Source organism: Planotetraspora phitsanulokensis (assembly GCF_016863295.1).
In the GTDB taxonomy this organism is placed as follows: domain Bacteria; phylum Actinomycetota; class Actinomycetes; order Streptosporangiales; family Streptosporangiaceae; genus Planotetraspora; species Planotetraspora phitsanulokensis.
Genome location: NZ_BOOP01000018.1, coordinates 47,658 through 63,672, shown reverse-complemented (window position 1 = coordinate 63,672; position 16,015 = coordinate 47,658). Strand labels below are relative to the sequence as shown.

The following is a 16,015-nucleotide window of genomic DNA, read 5'->3' as shown; positions in this document are numbered from 1 at the left end:
GGTGCCTTGCCGATCCCTGCCGTTCTCGCCGGGTGCCTTGCCGGTCTCGGCACGCGTCCTGCCGTTCTCACGACGGTGGCCTCGCCGTCCTCGGCGGGTGCCGTGCCGTCCCATTTACTGGTTGCGCGTCCCATATGGTGACCAGGGATCTTCGCCGCCGGTGGGCCGGGCACCCCTCCAGGGCGACAGCTTTCCCTGTCCTGCAGTGGTTCCCGCGCCCGGACGGGCGCATACTCGAGGCCCCCACGGATAGATCACTGAATGATCACGATATGGAGCTTATCGTGTTATTTCTGCCCATCTGTGGGGCTGATGGGGCCTAGCCTCATCACTGTTCAACACGATGAGTTGCGCATCACGCAACTCCTGTGCATATGCCCAATGAGGAGTCGTTGACCCCCAGCTCTTCATCGACGGCGTGCGAGCGACGATCTCCACGCCGTGCTGTGGCGTTCCCGGGCGTTCACGCCGCTTCTCGGGCGATAGCCGAGTGAGGGGAAACAGAGTGGGCACTGCCGCGATCGAGGTTCGCGGGCTCTGGAAGATCTTCGGCCCCAAGGCCGATCGGATCATCGGTAGCCCCGACGCGGAGCTCGACTCCGCCGCGCTCCGGGCCAAGACCGGATGCACCGCCGCCGTGAGGGACGTCAGCTTCGAGGTCCGTCCGGGCGAGGTCTTCGTCGTCATGGGGTTGTCGGGCAGCGGCAAGTCCACGCTCGTCCGGTGCCTCACCCGGCTCATCGAGCCGACGGGCGGCGACGTCGCCATCGGCGGCGAGGACGTGCGGGGCATGTCCGCCGCGCAGTTGCGCGAACTGCGCCGCCACCGGGTCAGCATGGTCTTCCAGCACTTCGGGCTGCTCCCGCACCGCCGGGTCCTCGACAACGTCGCCTACGGTCTGGAGATCCAGGGCGTGGCGAAGGCCGCACGGCACGAGAAGGCGCGCGCGATCCTGTCCCTCGTCGGGCTGGAGGGGCACGAGGACTCCTATCCGGACCAGCTCTCCGGCGGCATGCAGCAGCGCGTGGGCCTGGCCCGGGCGCTCGCCGTCGACCCGGAGGTGCTGCTGTTCGACGAGCCGTTCAGCGCGCTCGACCCGCTGATCAGGCGGGACATGCAGGCCGAGGTCGTCCGCCTGCACCGTGAGGTGGGCAAGACGATGGTCTTCATCACCCACGACCTGTCCGAGGCGCTCAAGCTCGGCGAGCGGATCGCGATCATGCGGAACGGTTCGATCGTGCAGGTCGGCACGCCGGAGGAACTGGTGGGTGCGCCCGCCGACGACTACGTGGCCGACTTCGTGCGCGACGTTCCCAAGTCGCACGTGCTGTCGCTGCGCTGGATCTCCCGGCAGCCCGACGCGGACGAGCCGCTGGACGGACCGGAGCTCCCGGCCGACACGGTGATCCACGACGCGATCCCGGCCGCGATGGCGTCGGCCCGGCCGATCCGGGTGGTCGCCGACGGCGAACTCGTCGGCGTGGTCGACCGGGTCGACCTGCTCGGCGCGGTCCGCCTCGGCGAGGCCGGAGGGGACGCCGAGCACGCGGCCCTCGCAGGCTCGACGGCCGAGGAGGCGTAGTGGTGGCCGCCCCCGCCGACATGGCCTCGCCCGTCCCCGTGACGGCGCGCGCCCAGCGGCTCGTGCGATGGCTGCCCGCCGCCGTGGCCGTGCTCGTCGTGGTGCTCTACGTGGTGTTCAAGAACACCGCCGTGCTGCCCCACGATGACGACGCGTCGTTGTTCCGCGGGCTCAACGACGCCCGCGACTGGGTCGACGAGAACCGCAACACGAGCCCGTTCTTCCTGTACTTCATCAACTACCTGCGCCTCGGGGTGGCCGAGCTCTTCACCCTGTTCCAGACGGCCCTGACCGGTCTCGGCTGGCCCGGCCTCGTCGGCGTGGCGGCCGGCCTCGGCTGGCTGGCAGGCGGGTGGCGGATCGCCGTCGTGTCGGTCGCCGGGTTCGCCGGCCTCGGCGTGCTCGGCCTGTGGGACGCCAGCGTCGACACGCTCGCGCTGACTCTGTCGGCCGTGCTGCTCTCGCTGATCATCGGCATCCCGATCGGCGTGCTCGCCGGGCGCTCGCCGTCGGTGCGGCGCGTCGTGTCGCCGGTGCTCGACGTCATGCAGATCATGCCGACGTTCTCGTACCTGTCGCCGATCGTGCTGCTGTTCCTCATCGGCCCCGCCTCGGCGACGATCGCCACCATGATCTACGCGATTCCGCCGGCGATCCGGATCACCGCGCTGGCCATCGAGCGCGTCTCGCCCACGGTGGTCGAGGCGTCGGAATCGCTGGGCGCCACCCGCTGGCAGACCATGCGCAAGGTGCGGCTCCCGATGGCGCTCAACACGATCGCCCTCGGCGTGAACCAGACGATCGCGGCCGCGTTGTCGATGGTGCCGCTCGTCGCGCTGATCGCCGCTCCCGGACTCGGTGTGGACCTCATCCGGGCGCTCGCCCGGGTCAACGTGGGCGCGGCGCTCGTGCCGGGCATCGGGATCGTCCTGATCGCCATCGTGCTCGACCGCATCACCCGGTCGGCGGCGGTCTCGCGCGCGCGTTCCAGGATCGTGAGCTGGACGGGCTTCGCGGTGCTGGTCGTGGCGGGCGTGGCGCTCACGCCGGTGCTGGCGCCGGAGTTCCCCGAACAGTGGCAGATCCAGATCGTCCGCCCGATCAACGACGTCGTGAGCTGGATCGAAGGCCACTGGTACGGCTTCACCGGCTTCCTCAACGACACCGTCGCGTACGGGCTGCTCAACCCGCTCCAGGACCTGCTGACCAGCGCGCCCTGGTGGTTGATCACGCTGGCCGTGCTGGCCTTCGCCTGGAGGATCAGCGGACTGCGCGCGGGCCTGATCGCGGCCGGGTGCCTGGTCTTGATCGCGGCGCTCAGCCTGTGGGAGCACAGCATGGAGACGCTGACGATCGTGGTGGTCGCCGCGGTGATCACGATCCTGGCGGGTGCTGCCCTCGGTATCGGCGCGGCCAGGTCGCGGTGGTTCGCCGCCGTGCTGCGGCCGGTGCTCGACGCCGCGCAGACCATGCCGTCGTTCTCCTACCTGCTTCCCGCCGTCGCGTTGTTCGGCAACGGCCGGTTCACCGCGATCATCGCTTCGCTCATCTACGCGGTGCCCGTGGTCGCCCGCCTCGTCGAGGACGGCCTGCGGGCGGTGCCGGGAACGGTGCTCGAGGCGGCCAGGTCGGCCGGCTCGACCGACAGACAGCTCCTATGGAAGGTGCAGCTTCCGATGGCCAGGAGCTCGCTGCTCCTCGCCGCCAACCAGGGCATCGTGATGACCCTGGCGATGGTGGTGATCGGTGCGCTCGTAGGGGCGGGCGCCCTCGGATATGACGTCGTGGCCGGGATCTCGCAGCAGGAGGACTACGGGAAGGGCCTGGCCGCAGGTGTGGCCCTGGTTCTGCTCGGAATCATGCTCGACCGGATCACACAGGGCGCCAGCGGGCGCCTGAACCCCGAAAAGAAGAGGATCGCATGAACAAGTTACGCCTGGTCGCAGGTGTTCTCGTCCTTGGACTCGCAGCAGCGGGCTGTGGTGGCGCGAAGGTCGACGACACCTCTGGGGCGGCGCCGAGCGCGAACGCGTCCGGAGGCGCGAGCAGTGCTCCGGTGGGCACCGTGAAGATGGCCATCAACGGATGGGTCGGGTACGAGGCCAGCGCGGCGGTCGTCGACTACCTGCTGGAGAACAAGCTCAACTACAAGGTCGAGACGGTCACCCTCGCCGAAGAGCCCTCGTGGCAGGGCATGGAGTCGGGCTCCGTCGACGTGGTCATCGAGAACTGGGGCCACGACGACCTGAAGAAGAAGTACATCGAGGAGAAGGGCGTCGCCGTCGAGGCGGGCTCGACCGGCAACAAGGGTGTCATCGGGTGGTACGTCCCTGAGTGGATGGCGCAGAAGTACCCGGACATCACGGACTACAAGAACCTGAACAAGTACGCCGACCTGTTCAAGACGTCCGAGTCCGACGGCAAGGGCCAGATGCTCGACGGCGACCCGTCGTTCGTCACCAATGACGAGGCCCTGGTCAAGAACCTCAAGCTCGACTACAAGGTCGTGTACGCGGGTAGCGAGGCGGCCCTCATCAAGGCCGCCCAGCAGGCCACCCAGCAGCAGAAGCCGCTGCTCATGTACTTCTACGAGCCGCAGTGGCTGTTCAACCAGCTCAAGCTCGTGAAGATCAACCTCCCGCCGTACACGGAGGGATGCGACGCCGATCCCAAGAAGATCGCGTGTGACTACCCGCCCTACGACCTCGACAAGATCGTGAGCAAGAAGTTCGCCGAGACCGGCGGCCCCGCCTACGAGCTGGTCAAGAACTTCAACTGGACGAACGACGACCAGAACCAGGTCGCCGACGACATCACCAACAACGGCATGTCCGCCGAGGACGCCGCCAAGAAGTGGGTCGAGGCCAACCCCACCAAGTGGCAGGCCTGGATCGCGAAGTGATCGAGTGAATCGGCCGCGATCCCTTTGGATCGCGGCCGATTCATCGCTTTCGGTTGTGAAATACTCTGCCGGTGTCGCCCGCGGTCCCGTCGTCCGCGTTCGCCGCCCGTCCTATTTCTGATGAGGTCAATATGAGGGTCCGACTTCTTGCCGGGGTGCTCACGATCGCGCTGGCGTTGACCGCGTGCAGCGGGAGTTCCGACAACGCGGGAGGCCCGGGCGGGGGCGCCGGGACGGTGCGCCTGGCCGTCAACCCCTGGATCGGCTACGAGGCGAGCGCCGCCGTGGTCGAGTACCTGCTCGTGCACGAGCTGGGTTACAAGGTCGAGCGCGTGGAGGCCGCGGAGGCGGACTCCTGGAAGGGCTTCGAGAACGGCAAGGTCGACGCCATTCTCGAGAACTGGGCCCACCCGGAGCTGAAGAAGGAGTACATCGACGAGAAGAAGGTCGCCCTGACGGCGGGCGAGGACGGCAACAAGGGCGTCATCGGGTGGTACGTCCCCGAGTGGATGGCGAAGCAGTATCCGGACATCACGGACTATCACAAGCTCGCCACCTACAAGTCCTTGTTCCAGACCGCGAAGTCGGGCAACTTGGGGCAGTTCCTCGCAGGCGACCCCTCCTATGTCACCAACGACGCGGCGCTGATCAAGAACCTCAACCTCCCGTTCAAGGTGGTCTACGCCGGCAGCGAGGACGCACTGATCAAGGCCGCGCAGGACGCGGACAAGAACAAGACGCCGCTGCTCATGTACTTCTACGAGCCCCAGTGGCTGTTCTCCCAGCTCAAGCTGGTGAAGATCAACCTTCCGCCGTACGCGATCGGCTGTGACGCGAACCCGGCCAAGGTCGCCTGCGACTACCCGCCCTACCTGCTGGACAAGATCGTCAGCAAGAAGTTCGCGGCCGAGGGCGGCAAGGCATACGAATTGATCAAGAACTTCGTATGGACCAACGACGACCAGAACTCCGTGGCGTACGACATGGCCGTCCAGAAGCTGAGCCCGCAGGCCGCGGCCCAGAAGTGGGTCGAGCAGAACAAGATCGTCTGGCAGGACTGGATCCCCGCCGCCTGACGGCTTGGCCGTGATCATGCACAGGTTCGGAAAGACGGCGTACGACCTGGTCGCTATCGGTACGTGATCATGCGGGAAGGTCGCCGATCGGCCGCGCGCCACCACTGCATGATCACGGTTGGCGTCGTTCGAGGTCGCGGCGGGTCGCGCCGAATCTGTGCATGATCACGAAATGTGTCCGCGCTGCTCAGGCGGCGTATCGCCGAATCCGTGCGTGATCACGGGCAGCGGGCGGGCGGGTCATCGGCGTCTTCCACGAATGTGTGCATGATCACGGCGAGGGGGATTGGGCGTTTATTTGCCTTCCCTTGGGCATTTGCTATACCTAGGTGGCAAATTTCATGACCTAGGGGTGGCTGTGGGCGGGCGCGGATCTCGGATCTTCGTCGGTATGTCGGTGGCGATCGCCGTTCTCGCCGGATGCGGGCCCACGGAGGGGCTCAGCCTGGACCCGCCGGGGCGTTCGGACTCCCAGGGCGACAACAAGGGCGACGACACCGCGAAGTCGCACGGCACGAACCCCCTGGACAACCCGGACGGCACCGAGCCGGGCCTGGCCCAGATCACCTCGGACAAGGACCGGACCGACGCCCGTAACCTGATCGACCAGGTGAAGACCAAGGGACGCGGGCCCAAGACCGGCTACGACCGCGAGGAGTTCGGCTACGCGTGGGCGGACAACGCCGACGACGTCCCCCTGGCGCACAACGGGTGCGACACCCGCAACGACCTCCTCAAGCGCGACGGTGAGAAGGTCAAGTACCGCAGCGGCTCCGACTGCGTCGTCGTCTCGATGACGTTGAACGACCCCTACACGGGCGACACCATCGAATGGCGCAAGGAGGACGCGTCGGAGGTCCAGATCGACCACGTCATGCCGCTGTCCTACGACTGGCAGATGGGCGCCTCCCGCTGGAGCGACACCGAACGCAAGCGCATCGCCAACGACCCGCTCAACCTGATGCCGGTGGACGGCTCGGCCAACTCCGCCAAGGGCGATTCGGGCCCGGCGTCGTGGTTGCCGCCGGCCAAGGGCATCCGGTGCTCCTACGCCGTGCGGTTCGCTCAGGTCTCCATCAAGTACGACCTGCCGGTCACGGCCGCGGACAAGGACGTGATGCTCGACCAGTGCGCCTGATCGTCAGACGAGCCGGTAGAGCAGTTCCGGCCGCCCGACCGACCCGTACTGGGGGACCCGCTGGGCGATCCCGGACTCGGCCAGGTGCTCGAGGTAACGCCGGGCGGTGACGCGCGCGACGCCGATCGCGACCCCCACCGTGTAGGCGGAGGCGCCGCCCGGAGTGTCGGTCAGCACCTGCAGGATCGCCGCCATCGTCATCGGGGACATCCCCTTCGGCAGGCGGGGCTGAGGGGGCCCGTGCAACGCGGCGAGGGCCTGGTCGACCTCCTCCTGGCCGCTCGCCTCTCCCGACGCGTCGACGGAGTCGCGGAACCGCGCGTAGTGCCGGAGTTTGTCGCTGAACGCGGTGAACGTGAACGGCTTGAGCAGGTAGTGCGCCACCCCCACGGAAACCGCCGACCGCACGATCGACAGGTCCCGCGCCGAGGTGATCACGATGACGTCGCAGAGGATGCCCGCGCCCCGTACGGCCTTGCACAGGTCGAGCCCGTGCATGTCGGGCAGATAGAGGTCGAGCAGGATCAGGTCGACCGGCTGCCGCCCGAGGAAGCGCAGCGCCTCCCCGCCCGAGCGGACCACGCCCGCGACCTCGAAGCCCGGCACACGTTCGACGTAGACCCGGTTGGCCTCGGCGGTGATCTCCTCGTCCTCCACGACCAGTACGGAGATCATGGCCGGCTCTCCACGGGCAGCGGAAGCCGTACCGTGAACACGGCGCCTTCGCCGCCGGACACCTCTATCGTGCCGTCCAGCCGCCGGACGGCCTGGGCGACCATGGCGAGGCCGATGCCGCGGCCGCTTCCCTTGGTGGTCCATCCGCGCTGGAACGCCTCCTGCGCCGCGGCCGGGTCGAGGCCGGGGCCGTTGTCGCTCACCTGGATCAGGCAGGACGTCCCGTCGGTCGTGATGCGGACGCCCACACGGGCGGGCGGGCTGCCGGACATCGCGGCCTCCATCGCGTTGTCGATGAGGTTGCCGAGGACCGTGACCAGGTCGCGCTCGTCGAGGCCGACGTCGTCGAGTTCGGTGTCCTCGCTGATCGACAGCTCCACGCCGCGTTCGCCCGCCTCGGCCGACTTGCCGAGCAGCAACGCGGCGAGCACGGGCTCGCGCACGGCCGCGACCACGCGGTCGGTGAGCTCCTGGGCCGCCTTGAGCTCCGCGGTGGCGAAGGCCACCGCCTGCTCCGGACGGCCCAGCTCGACCAGGGTGATCACGGTGTGCAGCCGGTTGGCCGCCTCGTGCGCCGCGCTCCTCAGCGAGTCGGCGAAACCACGTTCGGCGTCGAGCTGACCCGCCAGCCCCTGCAGTTCGGTGTGGTCGCGCAGGGTCACCACGGTGCCGAGCGAGCGCGACCCCGACCGCACGACGGCGACGTTGACCAGCAGCACCCGCTCGCCGGTGAGGTGGATCTCGTCGGTGCGGTTCTCCCCGGACGCGAGCAGTTCGGTGAGGGACGGCGGCAGCCCCAGGTCCGTGACCTGACGGCCCTCGGCGTCGGCGCCGAGACGGAGCAGTTCGCGGGCGCCGTCGTTGCACAGCGTGAGCGTGCCCTGGGAGTCCACCAGGAGCAGCCCTTCGCGTACGGCGTGCAGGATCGCCTCGTGGTAGTCGTACATGCGGCTCAGTTCCGAGGGGCCGAGGCTGTGCGTGTGCCGTCGCAGCCGTGATCCGACCAGGTAGGAGCCGGCGACCCCGGCCGACAGGCCGATCAGCCCGGCGAGCCCTGCCGCGCCGATCTGCGCGTGGAGCCTGCTGCTGATCCTCTCGACCGTGATTCCCGCGCTGACCAGGGCTCTGACCCTGCCCGCCTGGTCCTTCACGGGGGTGATCGTACGCACCGAGGGGCCGAGCGTGCCCGTGTAGGTCTCGCTGTAGGTCCCTCCTGCGAGGGCCTCGGTGATGCTGCCCAGGTAGTGCCCGCCGATCTGGCTGCGGTTGGGGTGGGTGTACCGGATGCCGGCCGGGCTCATGATGGTGATGAAGTCGACCTTCGTCTCCGCGGTGACCCGGTCCGCGTACGGCTGCAGCGCCGTCGTGGGGTCGGGTTCGTCCAGCGCGTCGAGCACCGCGGGGGAGTCGGCCACGCTGATCGCCACCGCCGTGGACACCCCCGTGGCCTCATCGGTGAGCAGGTCCCGGGCCTGAAGGAAGCCGATGGTGGTGCTCACCGTCACCGTCACGCCCACGACGACGATCTGCAGCACGAGGATCTGCCGGGCGAGACTCCAGCGCCGCAGCCGGCCAGGAATCGCCATCCCCTGTCTCACTTTCCCGAGCGCACTTCGGTGATGAACGAAATGTACGCAATGGTGACCCAGCTCATATCGGGCCGCATAGTCGCTCCACTGAAGTTTCCTTCCCCCAGGAAAGTGAGTGTCCATGTCCGCGTCCCCGGATGAACCCCAGGCCGCCACCCCCCAACGCTCAGACCGGACTCGCTATTTGTACCTCGCCGTCATCGTGGCGGTGCTGGCTGGCATCGCCGTGGGCTTCGTCGCCCCCGACCTGGGGACGGCGCTCAAGCCGCTGGGCACCGCCTTCGTCGCGCTGATCAAGATGATGATCAGCCCGATCATCTTCTGCACGATCGTGCTGGGAGTGGGCTCGGTCGCGAAGGCGGCGAGCGTCGGCAAGGTCGGCGGGCTCGCGCTCGTCTACTTCCTCGTGATGTCGACGGTAGCGCTCGCGATCGGACTGCTGGTCGGTAACCTCATCGATCCGGGGCAGGGGCTGCAGCTCACCGACGAGCTCCGCAAGGCGGCGGAGGCCCAGGCGGCCACCGGCGGGGAGAGCGATACCACCGAGTTCCTGCTCGGCATCATCCCCACCACGCTCGTGTCGGCGTTCACCGAGGGGCAGGTCCTGCAGACGCTGCTCGTCGCCCTCCTCACCGGGTTCGCCCTCCAGGCCATGGGCCCGAAGGCGGCGCCGATCCTGGCCGGCATCGAGCACATCCAGCGGCTCGTCTTCCGGATCCTCGCCATGATCATGTGGGCCGCGCCCGTCGGCGCCTTCGGCGCGATGGCCGCGGTCGTGGGCGCGACGGGCATGGACGCGCTCAAGAGCCTCGGCCTCATCATGGTCAGCTTCTACGCGACCTGCCTGGTGTTCGTCTTCGTCGTCCTCGGGCCGATGTTGTGGTCGGTCGCGCGGATCAACATGCTCGCGCTGCTGAACTACCTGCGGCGGGAGTTCCTGCTCATCCTGTCGACGTCGTCCTCCGAGTCCGCCCTGCCCCGTCTGATCGCCAAGATGGAGCACCTCGGCGTGAGCCGCCCGGTCGCCGGCATCACCGTGCCGACCGGCTACTCGTTCAACCTCGACGGCACCGCCATCTACCTCACGATGGCCACCCTGTTCGTCGCCAGGGCGACCGGCTCTCCACTGGCCATCGGCGAGCAGTTCGCCCTGCTGGCGTTCATGATGATCGCGTCGAAGGGCGCGGCGGGGGTGACCGGCGCGGGCCTCGCGACACTCGCGAGCGGCCTGCAGTCGCACCGGCCCGAGCTGGTGGACGGGGTCGGCCTCATCGTCGGGATCGACCGCTTCATGTCCGAGGCCCGCGCGCTGACCAACTTCGCCGGCAACGCCGTCGCCACCGTGCTCGTCGCCACGTGGACGGGCGAGTTCGACCGGGAGCGGGCCGAGGCGGTGCTCGCGGGACATGATCCGTTCGACGAGACCACGCTGCTCGACGACGACGCCCCCGCGCCGCCGCAGGACCATGAGGCACCCGCCCTCCAGTCCTAGAAGCAGGTACGGCGCCCGCTCCTCATGTTCGAGGGGCGGGCGCCGCGGCGCGTTCACGGGCGGCCGGTCAGCGGAACTCGGTCGGCCGGTCAGCGAACTCAGGAGGTCGGTCGCGCCGTGGAACAGGCCTCGATCAGCCGCAGCTCTTGCCCTTCTTCTCGCTGATCGGGTCCGGCGCCTTGGGCGCCGTGTCGGTGACCGAGACCTGGAGCCGCGCGGTGGAGGAGACCACGCTGTCGAGGGGCGACTTCGCCTCCTTATGGTTCACGACGGTTCCCCGCTCGCCGAGCAACTCGAAGGTCTTCGCGTCGAAGACGAGGTCCTCTCGGACGCCGAAGCGCACCAGGCCGACGCCGACGCCCGCGCGGCCGGCGGCGTCCGTCACGCCGCCTGTGACCTTGACCCCGGAGATCGTGGCCGCCGCCTTGAACAGCGCGGAGCGCTGGGCCGCCGGCATGTAGGTCTCCCGCAGCAGGTCGCCCACCCTCGTCCAGGCGTCGATCTCGGCGGGATTCTTGGTGTGGGGGCCCGAGTACAGGTAGTCACGCATCCCCTTCTCGCTCGTGGGAAGCCTCTTGAGCCGTGTGTATACGGTGTCCGGCACCTGACCGCACGTCGGCAGTTTCGTCGAGTCGGTCGTGCCCACCTCCGCGTAGGCCTCCTTGGGGATGGGCCAACCCGGATAAGCACGCGGCTTGAGGTACTCGATCTTGAGCACGCCGTCCTTGCTGCCGTCGGCCGATAGCCAGATGGTGCGGTTCGTCCGGTAGAGGTAGCGCGACTCCTTTGTCGTCTTCCCGTTCTCCATGTGGGCAGGGGGGGAGAGGGTGGGATACATCGTCTGCGAGGTGACCTTGATGAACTGGTCGTTCCGCGGGTTGAGGTCGGTCGCCGCTTGGGCGGCCCTGCCGAGGACCTCGGTCGCCGACATGTTCGTGACGTCCGGCAGCGCCACCGCACCGGAGCCGGGCTTCGATCCGGGGGTGGACTCCGCGACCTGACCCGGTGCCTGCGGGGGAACCGGCTGGAGGCCGTTGACCACGACCACGCTCGCGCCGGCGACCACCGCCACACCCGCGATCACGATGCCGAACGGCCTGCGCCGTGAGGGGGCCTCCGCGGTCAGGGCGGTCAGCCGGCGGCGCGCGGACGCCTTGGCGGCGGGGGAGTAGGCCGGCGCCTCGGGCCGTGCCTGGGTGATCATGTCGAATTCGTCGGTCATGGCGTGGTCTCCTTGGGAAGGTCAAGGTGGCGGCGGAGTTTCGCGCGGATCCGGTGCAACCGGGATCGGACCGTCCCTGCCGGGATCTTCATCGCCTGGGCGGTCTCCTCATAGCTGAGGTCGGCCCAGGCGACGAGCAGGAGCAACTCCCGCTCGGCCGCCGACAGCCGCGCGAGCGCGGCCGCGAGGGCGGGTCGGAGCGCCGCGGCGCTGGCCCGCTCGGCGTTTCGCTCCTCTTCGTGGAGCTCGTGCGTCTCCGCGCCGCCCGCCGTTCGGGCGAGGGCCTTGAGGCGCCGGACCTCCGACCTGCGGTGGCCGGAGATGAGGTTGCCGGCGATGCCGTACAGCCATGGCCGGGCGTCCGGCCTGTCCAGGTCGTAGCGGTGCCGCTTGCGGAACGCGACGAGGAACGTCTCCGCCGTCACGTCGTCCGCGTGCCCGTGGTCGAGGCCCAGCCGCCTGCTCGCGTAGGCGTGGATCTCGTCGGAATGCCGGTCGAACAGGCCTGCGAACTCGTCGGGGTCGGTCAGCGACGCCTGGATCAGCCCGGCGTCGGTCGCCGTCTCTCCCGGACCGGCCTGGGGGCCTCGTATGGCGGCACGGCGACCCCAGGGGCGGGTGCCCTGCTCGGTGGCCGCGGTACTCACCACCCGTTCTGTCCGTTCATAGGGGGAATCCTTCCGTTGGCGGCTTCGCGCCTTTCACCCCTACTCCGCCGGACCAGCCCGGGCTGTTCCCTACGTTCCGCGGCCCGGATTCACGATGCGGCGGCTCCGCCGGAAGGATGCTGACCGCGCACCTCGAGGGAGGCGAGGAGCGCCGCACTGGCCTCGGTGATCGCCTCGACGGCGCGCTCGAAGGCCTCCGCGTTGTGCGAGGCGGGCGCCCGGAATCCCGAGATCTTCCGCACGTACTGCAGGGCCGCCGCGTGGATGTCCTTCTCCGTCACCTCGTCGGTGAACGGCGGACGCAGGGTCTTGATGCTTCGACACATACGTTCATCCTCCATGGAAACGCCGGAAACGTGTGGGGGATCAGCGCCCGAATCAGAGACCGAAGACCGCCGAGCCGAAATCGCCGGCCGCCTTCCGCAACATCGAGGCCAGCTCGTCGCGGTCGATGGCGTCGATCCGCTCGGCCGGACCCGACACCGACATCGCCGCGAACGTCCGGCCGCCGTCCACGACGGGGACCGCCATGCAGTGCACGCCGCCTTCCTCCTCGCCGAGGTCCAGCGCGTATCCGCGGGCCCGCACCTCGTCCAGCTCGCCGAGCAGGCCGTCGACGGTCGTGATGGTCCGGTCCGTACGGCGCGGCAGGCCGGTCCGCCGGAACACCGCCGCGGCGTCCGGGCGCTCGGCGAGCAGCACCTTCCCGACCGCCGTGCTGTGCGGCAGGACCCTGCGGCCGACCTCGGCGAACATGCGCAATCTCCGCGGCGACGGCACCTGCGCCACATAGACGACGAAGTCGCCCTCCAGCATCGCCAGGTTCGCCGTCTCACCCGACTGCTCCACCAGCCGCGCGAGGTACGGCTCGGCCCGCGAGGCGACCATGCGCTCGGCCGTGCCGCCGATGCGCAGCAGCGCCCCGCCGAGGGCGTACCGGCGATCGGACTCCTGCCGGACGTACCCGCGCGCGAGAAGCGTCTGAAGGAGCCGGTGGATCGTCCCGTACGGCAGGCCCGTCCGAGCCGCGATCTCCGACAGCCCGGCCTGCCCGCCCTGCTCCGCGAGGGCCTCCAGGACGTCGAGCGCCCGGTCGACGCTCTGCACGCTCACCTGGCGACCTCCGAGACCCACCCGAGGGACTGCGGGGACAGCCCGCGCAGTGAGGCGTCGAGCACCTCCGCGGTGTGCGCGACGCGGAGCTCGCCCTTGCCCGCGCGCCGGGTCGCGGCCGCGATCTGCATCGTGCAGCCCGGGTTCGCGGACACCAGCAGGTCGGCGCCGGTGGCCAGCACCCGTTCGGCCTTGCGGTCGCCCAGTTCGCGTGCCGCCTGAGGCTGGAACAGGTTGTAGGTCCCCGCCGATCCGCAGCAGATGGCGGACTCCGCGATCTCCCTCAGGTCGAGTTCCGGGATGGCGCCCAGCAGCTGCCTCGGCTGCGCCCGCACGCCCTGGGCGTGGGCCAGGTGGCAGGCGTCGTGATAGGCGACCGAGACCGGCAGGGGGTGGCGCTCCGCGACCGGCCCCAGCTCCACGAGGAACTCGGCGAGGTCGCGGAACCGCAGCGCCTCAGCGCGTCCGGACCAGCCGGGATCGTCCTTCAGCACCTCGGCGTAGTCCTTCATGCTCGATCCGCACCCGGCCGCGTTGACCACGACGGTGTCGACCCCGGCCCGCTCGAAGGTCGCGATCGTGCGCCTGGCGAATCTCTTCGCCTCCGCCTCGCGGCCCGAATGCAGCGACAGGGCGCCGCAACATCCCTGCCGCGGCGGGATGACCACGTCACAGCCCTCGAGCGCCAGAACTCGGACGGTGGCCGCGTTGACCTGCGGAAAGAACTCACCCTGAACGCAGCCGGTGAGCAGTCCGACGGTGGCTCTGCGCCGCCTGCGCGACCTGACCACGGGCGGAAGCCGTACGTGCCTGGGGGCCGGCGGCGCGAGCTCGGCCATCGCCCCGAGCGTGGGGTTCACCCGCTCGAGCAGCGGCCGGAGCCGCTTGCTCATGGCCATCGGCAGACGCATCGCCCGCAGCCTTCGCCGGTACGGGAAGAGCGCGAAGACCATGGCCCTGACGGCCCGCTCGTCGGGCGTCCGCCTGTGCTCCTGCTCGACCACGGCGCGCGTCTGCTCGATCAGGCGGTCGTAGCGCACGCCCGAAGGGCAGGCGGTCACGCAGGCCATGCAGCCGAGGCACGCGTCCAGATGCCCGGCCATCTCGTCGGTGACCGGCGTGCCGTGCACGTGCTGGTCCATGAGCTGGATCCGGCCCCGGGGCGAGTCCATCTCCTCGCCCCACAACACGTACGTGGGACAGGTGGGCAGGCAGAACCCGCAGTGCACACAATCCTTGATCAGCTCGGGGTCCATGCGGCGTCCTCCATGTGACGGCCCGGCGGCCTGCGGCTGCGGGGGTTCATCAGATGCCTCCGACGAAGCGGCCCGGAGACAGCCGGCGGTCCGGGTCGAAGCGGTCCTTCACCCGGCGCATCAGGCCGAGCGCTCCGGTCGGCCCCCAGAAGTCCACCGCGACGCCGGGCGGCAGCGCCACGCCGGTCAGCCGGCCCCCGAACGGCCGGATCTCCTCGCGCACGGCGGTGACGAAGGCGGCGACCCGGTCCGGATCGGGCGACCCGGGCAGCGCGACGTACAGGTCGGCCGTGGCGGCGCAACCGCGCACGTGCGGGGCGAGGGCCACGGGGGCCGCCAGCTCGTCGACCGCGCGAAGCGTGGCGGCCAGCGCCGCCGGCGGCACGCGCAGCGACAGCAGGAGGTCGTCGCCGGGTAGACGGCCCCACCAGGAGGGCGGCTCCTCGCCGATCCCGGCGTCCACCCCCATGAGGTCCTGTACGGCTTTCGCCCGCTCGGCCGCCGCCACGCCTTCGACCAGGACCGAGAGCACGCCCTCGCCGGCACCGGGCCGATCGAGCTCGATCGCGGCGGGTTCGAGGACGGACGCGGCGAGCGTCCCGGCGAGTTCCTGCTCGCGCTCGGCCTCGGGAAGGGGAGCGGTGACCCAGCGGCTGTCGGCGGGCAGCGGATGCAGGCGGAACGCCGCCTCCGTGATGACGCCGAGCGTGCCGTACGAGCCGGTGAACAGCTTGCCGAGGTCGTATCCCGCGACGTTCTTCACGACCTTGCCGCCCGACTTGGCGATCGTGCCGTCGGCCAGCACGACGGTGACGCCGATGAGCAGGTCGCGGCTGGTGCCGTAGCGGAATCCGAGCGGCCCCGCGACTCCGGTCGCGAGCATCCCGCCCACGGTGGAGCCCGAGACCGGCGGCCGCGCGACGAGGCGCTGGCCCTGCGAGGCGAGCGCCTCGCCGAGCGAGCCGAGCGTCACCCCCGCCTGGACGCGGGTCACCAGGTCGCCGGAGGCGTGTTCGAGGATCTCGTTCAGGCAGCAGGTGTCGACCAGCAGGTCGCAGCGCTCGGGCGGCGGGCCCCAGTGCAACATGGTCCCCGCGCCGGTGGGCACGACGGCGAGGCCGTGCGCGGCGGCCACGCGGAGCACGGCGGCGACGTCCTCGGTCGTCTCCGGCAGTGCCACCCAGCGCGGCCGGACGCCCGCCACCGTGTCGTCCTCGCCCGCCGGGCGCACGGTCGTGCCGCAGGCGGCGAGATCGGCCTCGGCGCTCATGGCAGCAACCTCCTGTGAGAGTCGGCCGGGGG

The 16,015-nt window shown here is 69.7% G+C and carries 14 protein-coding genes; 6 read left to right on the top strand and 8 right to left on the bottom strand.

Annotated features, from left to right (window positions below; all coding sequences use genetic code 11):
• Positions 1-505: 505 nt before the first annotated feature.
• From Pph01_RS19000 to Pph01_RS18980, 5 genes are all read left to right on the top strand, one after another.
• The gene (locus Pph01_RS19000) at positions 506-1,582 is read left to right on the top strand and encodes a quaternary amine ABC transporter ATP-binding protein (RefSeq protein WP_239116835.1); all 1,077 of its coding nucleotides are present in this window, start codon (positions 506-508) and stop codon (positions 1,580-1,582) included.
• Positions 1,582-3,507 carry an ABC transporter permease gene (locus Pph01_RS18995; protein ID WP_239116834.1) on the top strand — a complete coding sequence of 642 codons (1,926 nt, stop codon included), beginning with the start codon at positions 1,582-1,584 and terminating at the stop codon, positions 3,505-3,507. Before Pph01_RS19000 ends, Pph01_RS18995 begins: the two co-directional genes overlap by 1 nt.
• The gene (locus tag Pph01_RS18990; RefSeq protein WP_204074456.1) at positions 3,504-4,484 is read left to right on the top strand and encodes an ABC transporter substrate-binding protein; all 981 of its coding nucleotides are present in this window, start codon (positions 3,504-3,506) and stop codon (positions 4,482-4,484) included. The genes Pph01_RS18995 and Pph01_RS18990 overlap by 4 nt, the downstream gene beginning before the upstream one ends.
• Positions 4,485-4,615: 131 nt before the next feature.
• On the top strand, positions 4,616-5,560 hold the full coding sequence (locus Pph01_RS18985) for an ABC transporter substrate-binding protein (protein ID WP_204074455.1): 945 nt from the start codon (positions 4,616-4,618) through the stop codon (positions 5,558-5,560).
• A 391-nt stretch (positions 5,561-5,951) separates the two neighbouring features.
• A complete protein-coding gene (locus Pph01_RS18980) occupies positions 5,952-6,698 on the top strand; it encodes an HNH endonuclease family protein (protein WP_204074454.1) in 747 nt (248 codons plus the stop codon).
• Between the two features lie 3 nt (positions 6,699-6,701).
• Here the strand turns inward: Pph01_RS18980 and Pph01_RS18975 are convergent, their stop codons facing one another.
• Positions 6,702-7,373 carry a response regulator gene (locus Pph01_RS18975; RefSeq protein ID WP_204074453.1) on the bottom strand — a complete coding sequence of 224 codons (672 nt, stop codon included), beginning with the start codon at positions 7,371-7,373 and terminating at the stop codon, positions 6,702-6,704.
• Positions 7,370-8,959: a sensor histidine kinase gene (locus Pph01_RS18970; RefSeq protein ID WP_204074452.1), complete on the bottom strand. Its 1,590-nt coding sequence runs from the start codon at positions 8,957-8,959 to the stop codon at positions 7,370-7,372. The genes Pph01_RS18975 and Pph01_RS18970 overlap by 4 nt, the downstream gene beginning before the upstream one ends.
• A gap of 124 nt (positions 8,960-9,083) precedes the next feature.
• On the opposite strand from Pph01_RS18970, the gene Pph01_RS18965 reads away from it, so the two are divergent.
• Positions 9,084-10,454: a cation:dicarboxylate symporter family transporter gene (locus Pph01_RS18965; RefSeq protein ID WP_204074451.1), complete on the top strand. Its 1,371-nt coding sequence runs from the start codon at positions 9,084-9,086 to the stop codon at positions 10,452-10,454.
• Positions 10,455-10,587: 133 nt separating this feature from the next.
• On the opposite strand, the gene Pph01_RS18960 is transcribed toward Pph01_RS18965, so the two are convergent.
• The 6 genes from Pph01_RS18960 to Pph01_RS18935 all read right to left on the bottom strand — a co-directional run bounded on the left by Pph01_RS18960 (position 10,588) and on the right by Pph01_RS18935 (position 15,983).
• Entirely contained in the window at positions 10,588-11,676 is a 1,089-nt protein-coding gene (locus Pph01_RS18960; protein WP_204074450.1) for a CU044_5270 family protein, read from the bottom strand.
• Positions 11,673-12,326 carry an RNA polymerase sigma factor gene (locus tag Pph01_RS18955; RefSeq protein ID WP_308441903.1) on the bottom strand — a complete coding sequence of 218 codons (654 nt, stop codon included), beginning with the start codon at positions 12,324-12,326 and terminating at the stop codon, positions 11,673-11,675. The genes Pph01_RS18960 and Pph01_RS18955 overlap by 4 nt, the downstream gene beginning before the upstream one ends.
• A gap of 107 nt (positions 12,327-12,433) precedes the next feature.
• Positions 12,434-12,670: a DUF2277 domain-containing protein gene (locus Pph01_RS18950; RefSeq protein WP_204074449.1), complete on the bottom strand. Its 237-nt coding sequence runs from the start codon at positions 12,668-12,670 to the stop codon at positions 12,434-12,436.
• A gap of 52 nt (positions 12,671-12,722) precedes the next feature.
• The gene (locus tag Pph01_RS18945; protein ID WP_239116833.1) at positions 12,723-13,457 is read right to left on the bottom strand and encodes an IclR family transcriptional regulator; all 735 of its coding nucleotides are present in this window, start codon (positions 13,455-13,457) and stop codon (positions 12,723-12,725) included.
• Complete coding sequence (locus tag Pph01_RS18940) at positions 13,454-14,713, bottom strand: (Fe-S)-binding protein (RefSeq protein ID WP_204074448.1); 1,260 nt, start codon at positions 14,711-14,713, stop codon at positions 13,454-13,456. The genes Pph01_RS18945 and Pph01_RS18940 overlap by 4 nt, the downstream gene beginning before the upstream one ends.
• Positions 14,714-14,762: 49 nt before the next feature.
• A complete protein-coding gene (locus Pph01_RS18935; protein WP_204074447.1) occupies positions 14,763-15,983 on the bottom strand; it encodes an FAD-binding oxidoreductase in 1,221 nt (406 codons plus the stop codon).
• Positions 15,984-16,015: the final 32 nt, after the last annotated feature.

Bases quoted from the DNA above. Each gene is read 5' to 3' on its own strand.
- Pph01_RS18950 (WP_204074449.1), bottom strand. From the start codon at position 12,670: ATGTGTCGAAGCATCAAGACCCTGCGTCCGCCGTTCACCGACGAGGTG.
- Pph01_RS18985 (WP_204074455.1), top strand. From the start codon at position 4,616: ATGAGGGTCCGACTTCTTGCCGGGGTGCTCACGATCGCGCTGGCGTTG.
- Pph01_RS18935 (WP_204074447.1), bottom strand. From the start codon at position 15,983: ATGAGCGCCGAGGCCGATCTCGCCGCCTGCGGCACGACCGTGCGCCCG.
- Pph01_RS18960 (WP_204074450.1), bottom strand. From the start codon at position 11,676: ATGACCGACGAATTCGACATGATCACCCAGGCACGGCCCGAGGCGCCG.
- Pph01_RS18990 (WP_204074456.1), top strand. From the start codon at position 3,504: ATGAACAAGTTACGCCTGGTCGCAGGTGTTCTCGTCCTTGGACTCGCA.
- Pph01_RS18970 (WP_204074452.1), bottom strand. From the start codon at position 8,959: ATGGCGATTCCTGGCCGGCTGCGGCGCTGGAGTCTCGCCCGGCAGATC.
- Pph01_RS18975 (WP_204074453.1), bottom strand. From the start codon at position 7,373: ATGATCTCCGTACTGGTCGTGGAGGACGAGGAGATCACCGCCGAGGCC.
- Pph01_RS18965 (WP_204074451.1), top strand. From the start codon at position 9,084: ATGTCCGCGTCCCCGGATGAACCCCAGGCCGCCACCCCCCAACGCTCA.
- Pph01_RS18940 (WP_204074448.1), bottom strand. From the start codon at position 14,713: ATGGACCCCGAGCTGATCAAGGATTGTGTGCACTGCGGGTTCTGCCTG.
- Pph01_RS18980 (WP_204074454.1), top strand. From the start codon at position 5,952: ATGTCGGTGGCGATCGCCGTTCTCGCCGGATGCGGGCCCACGGAGGGG.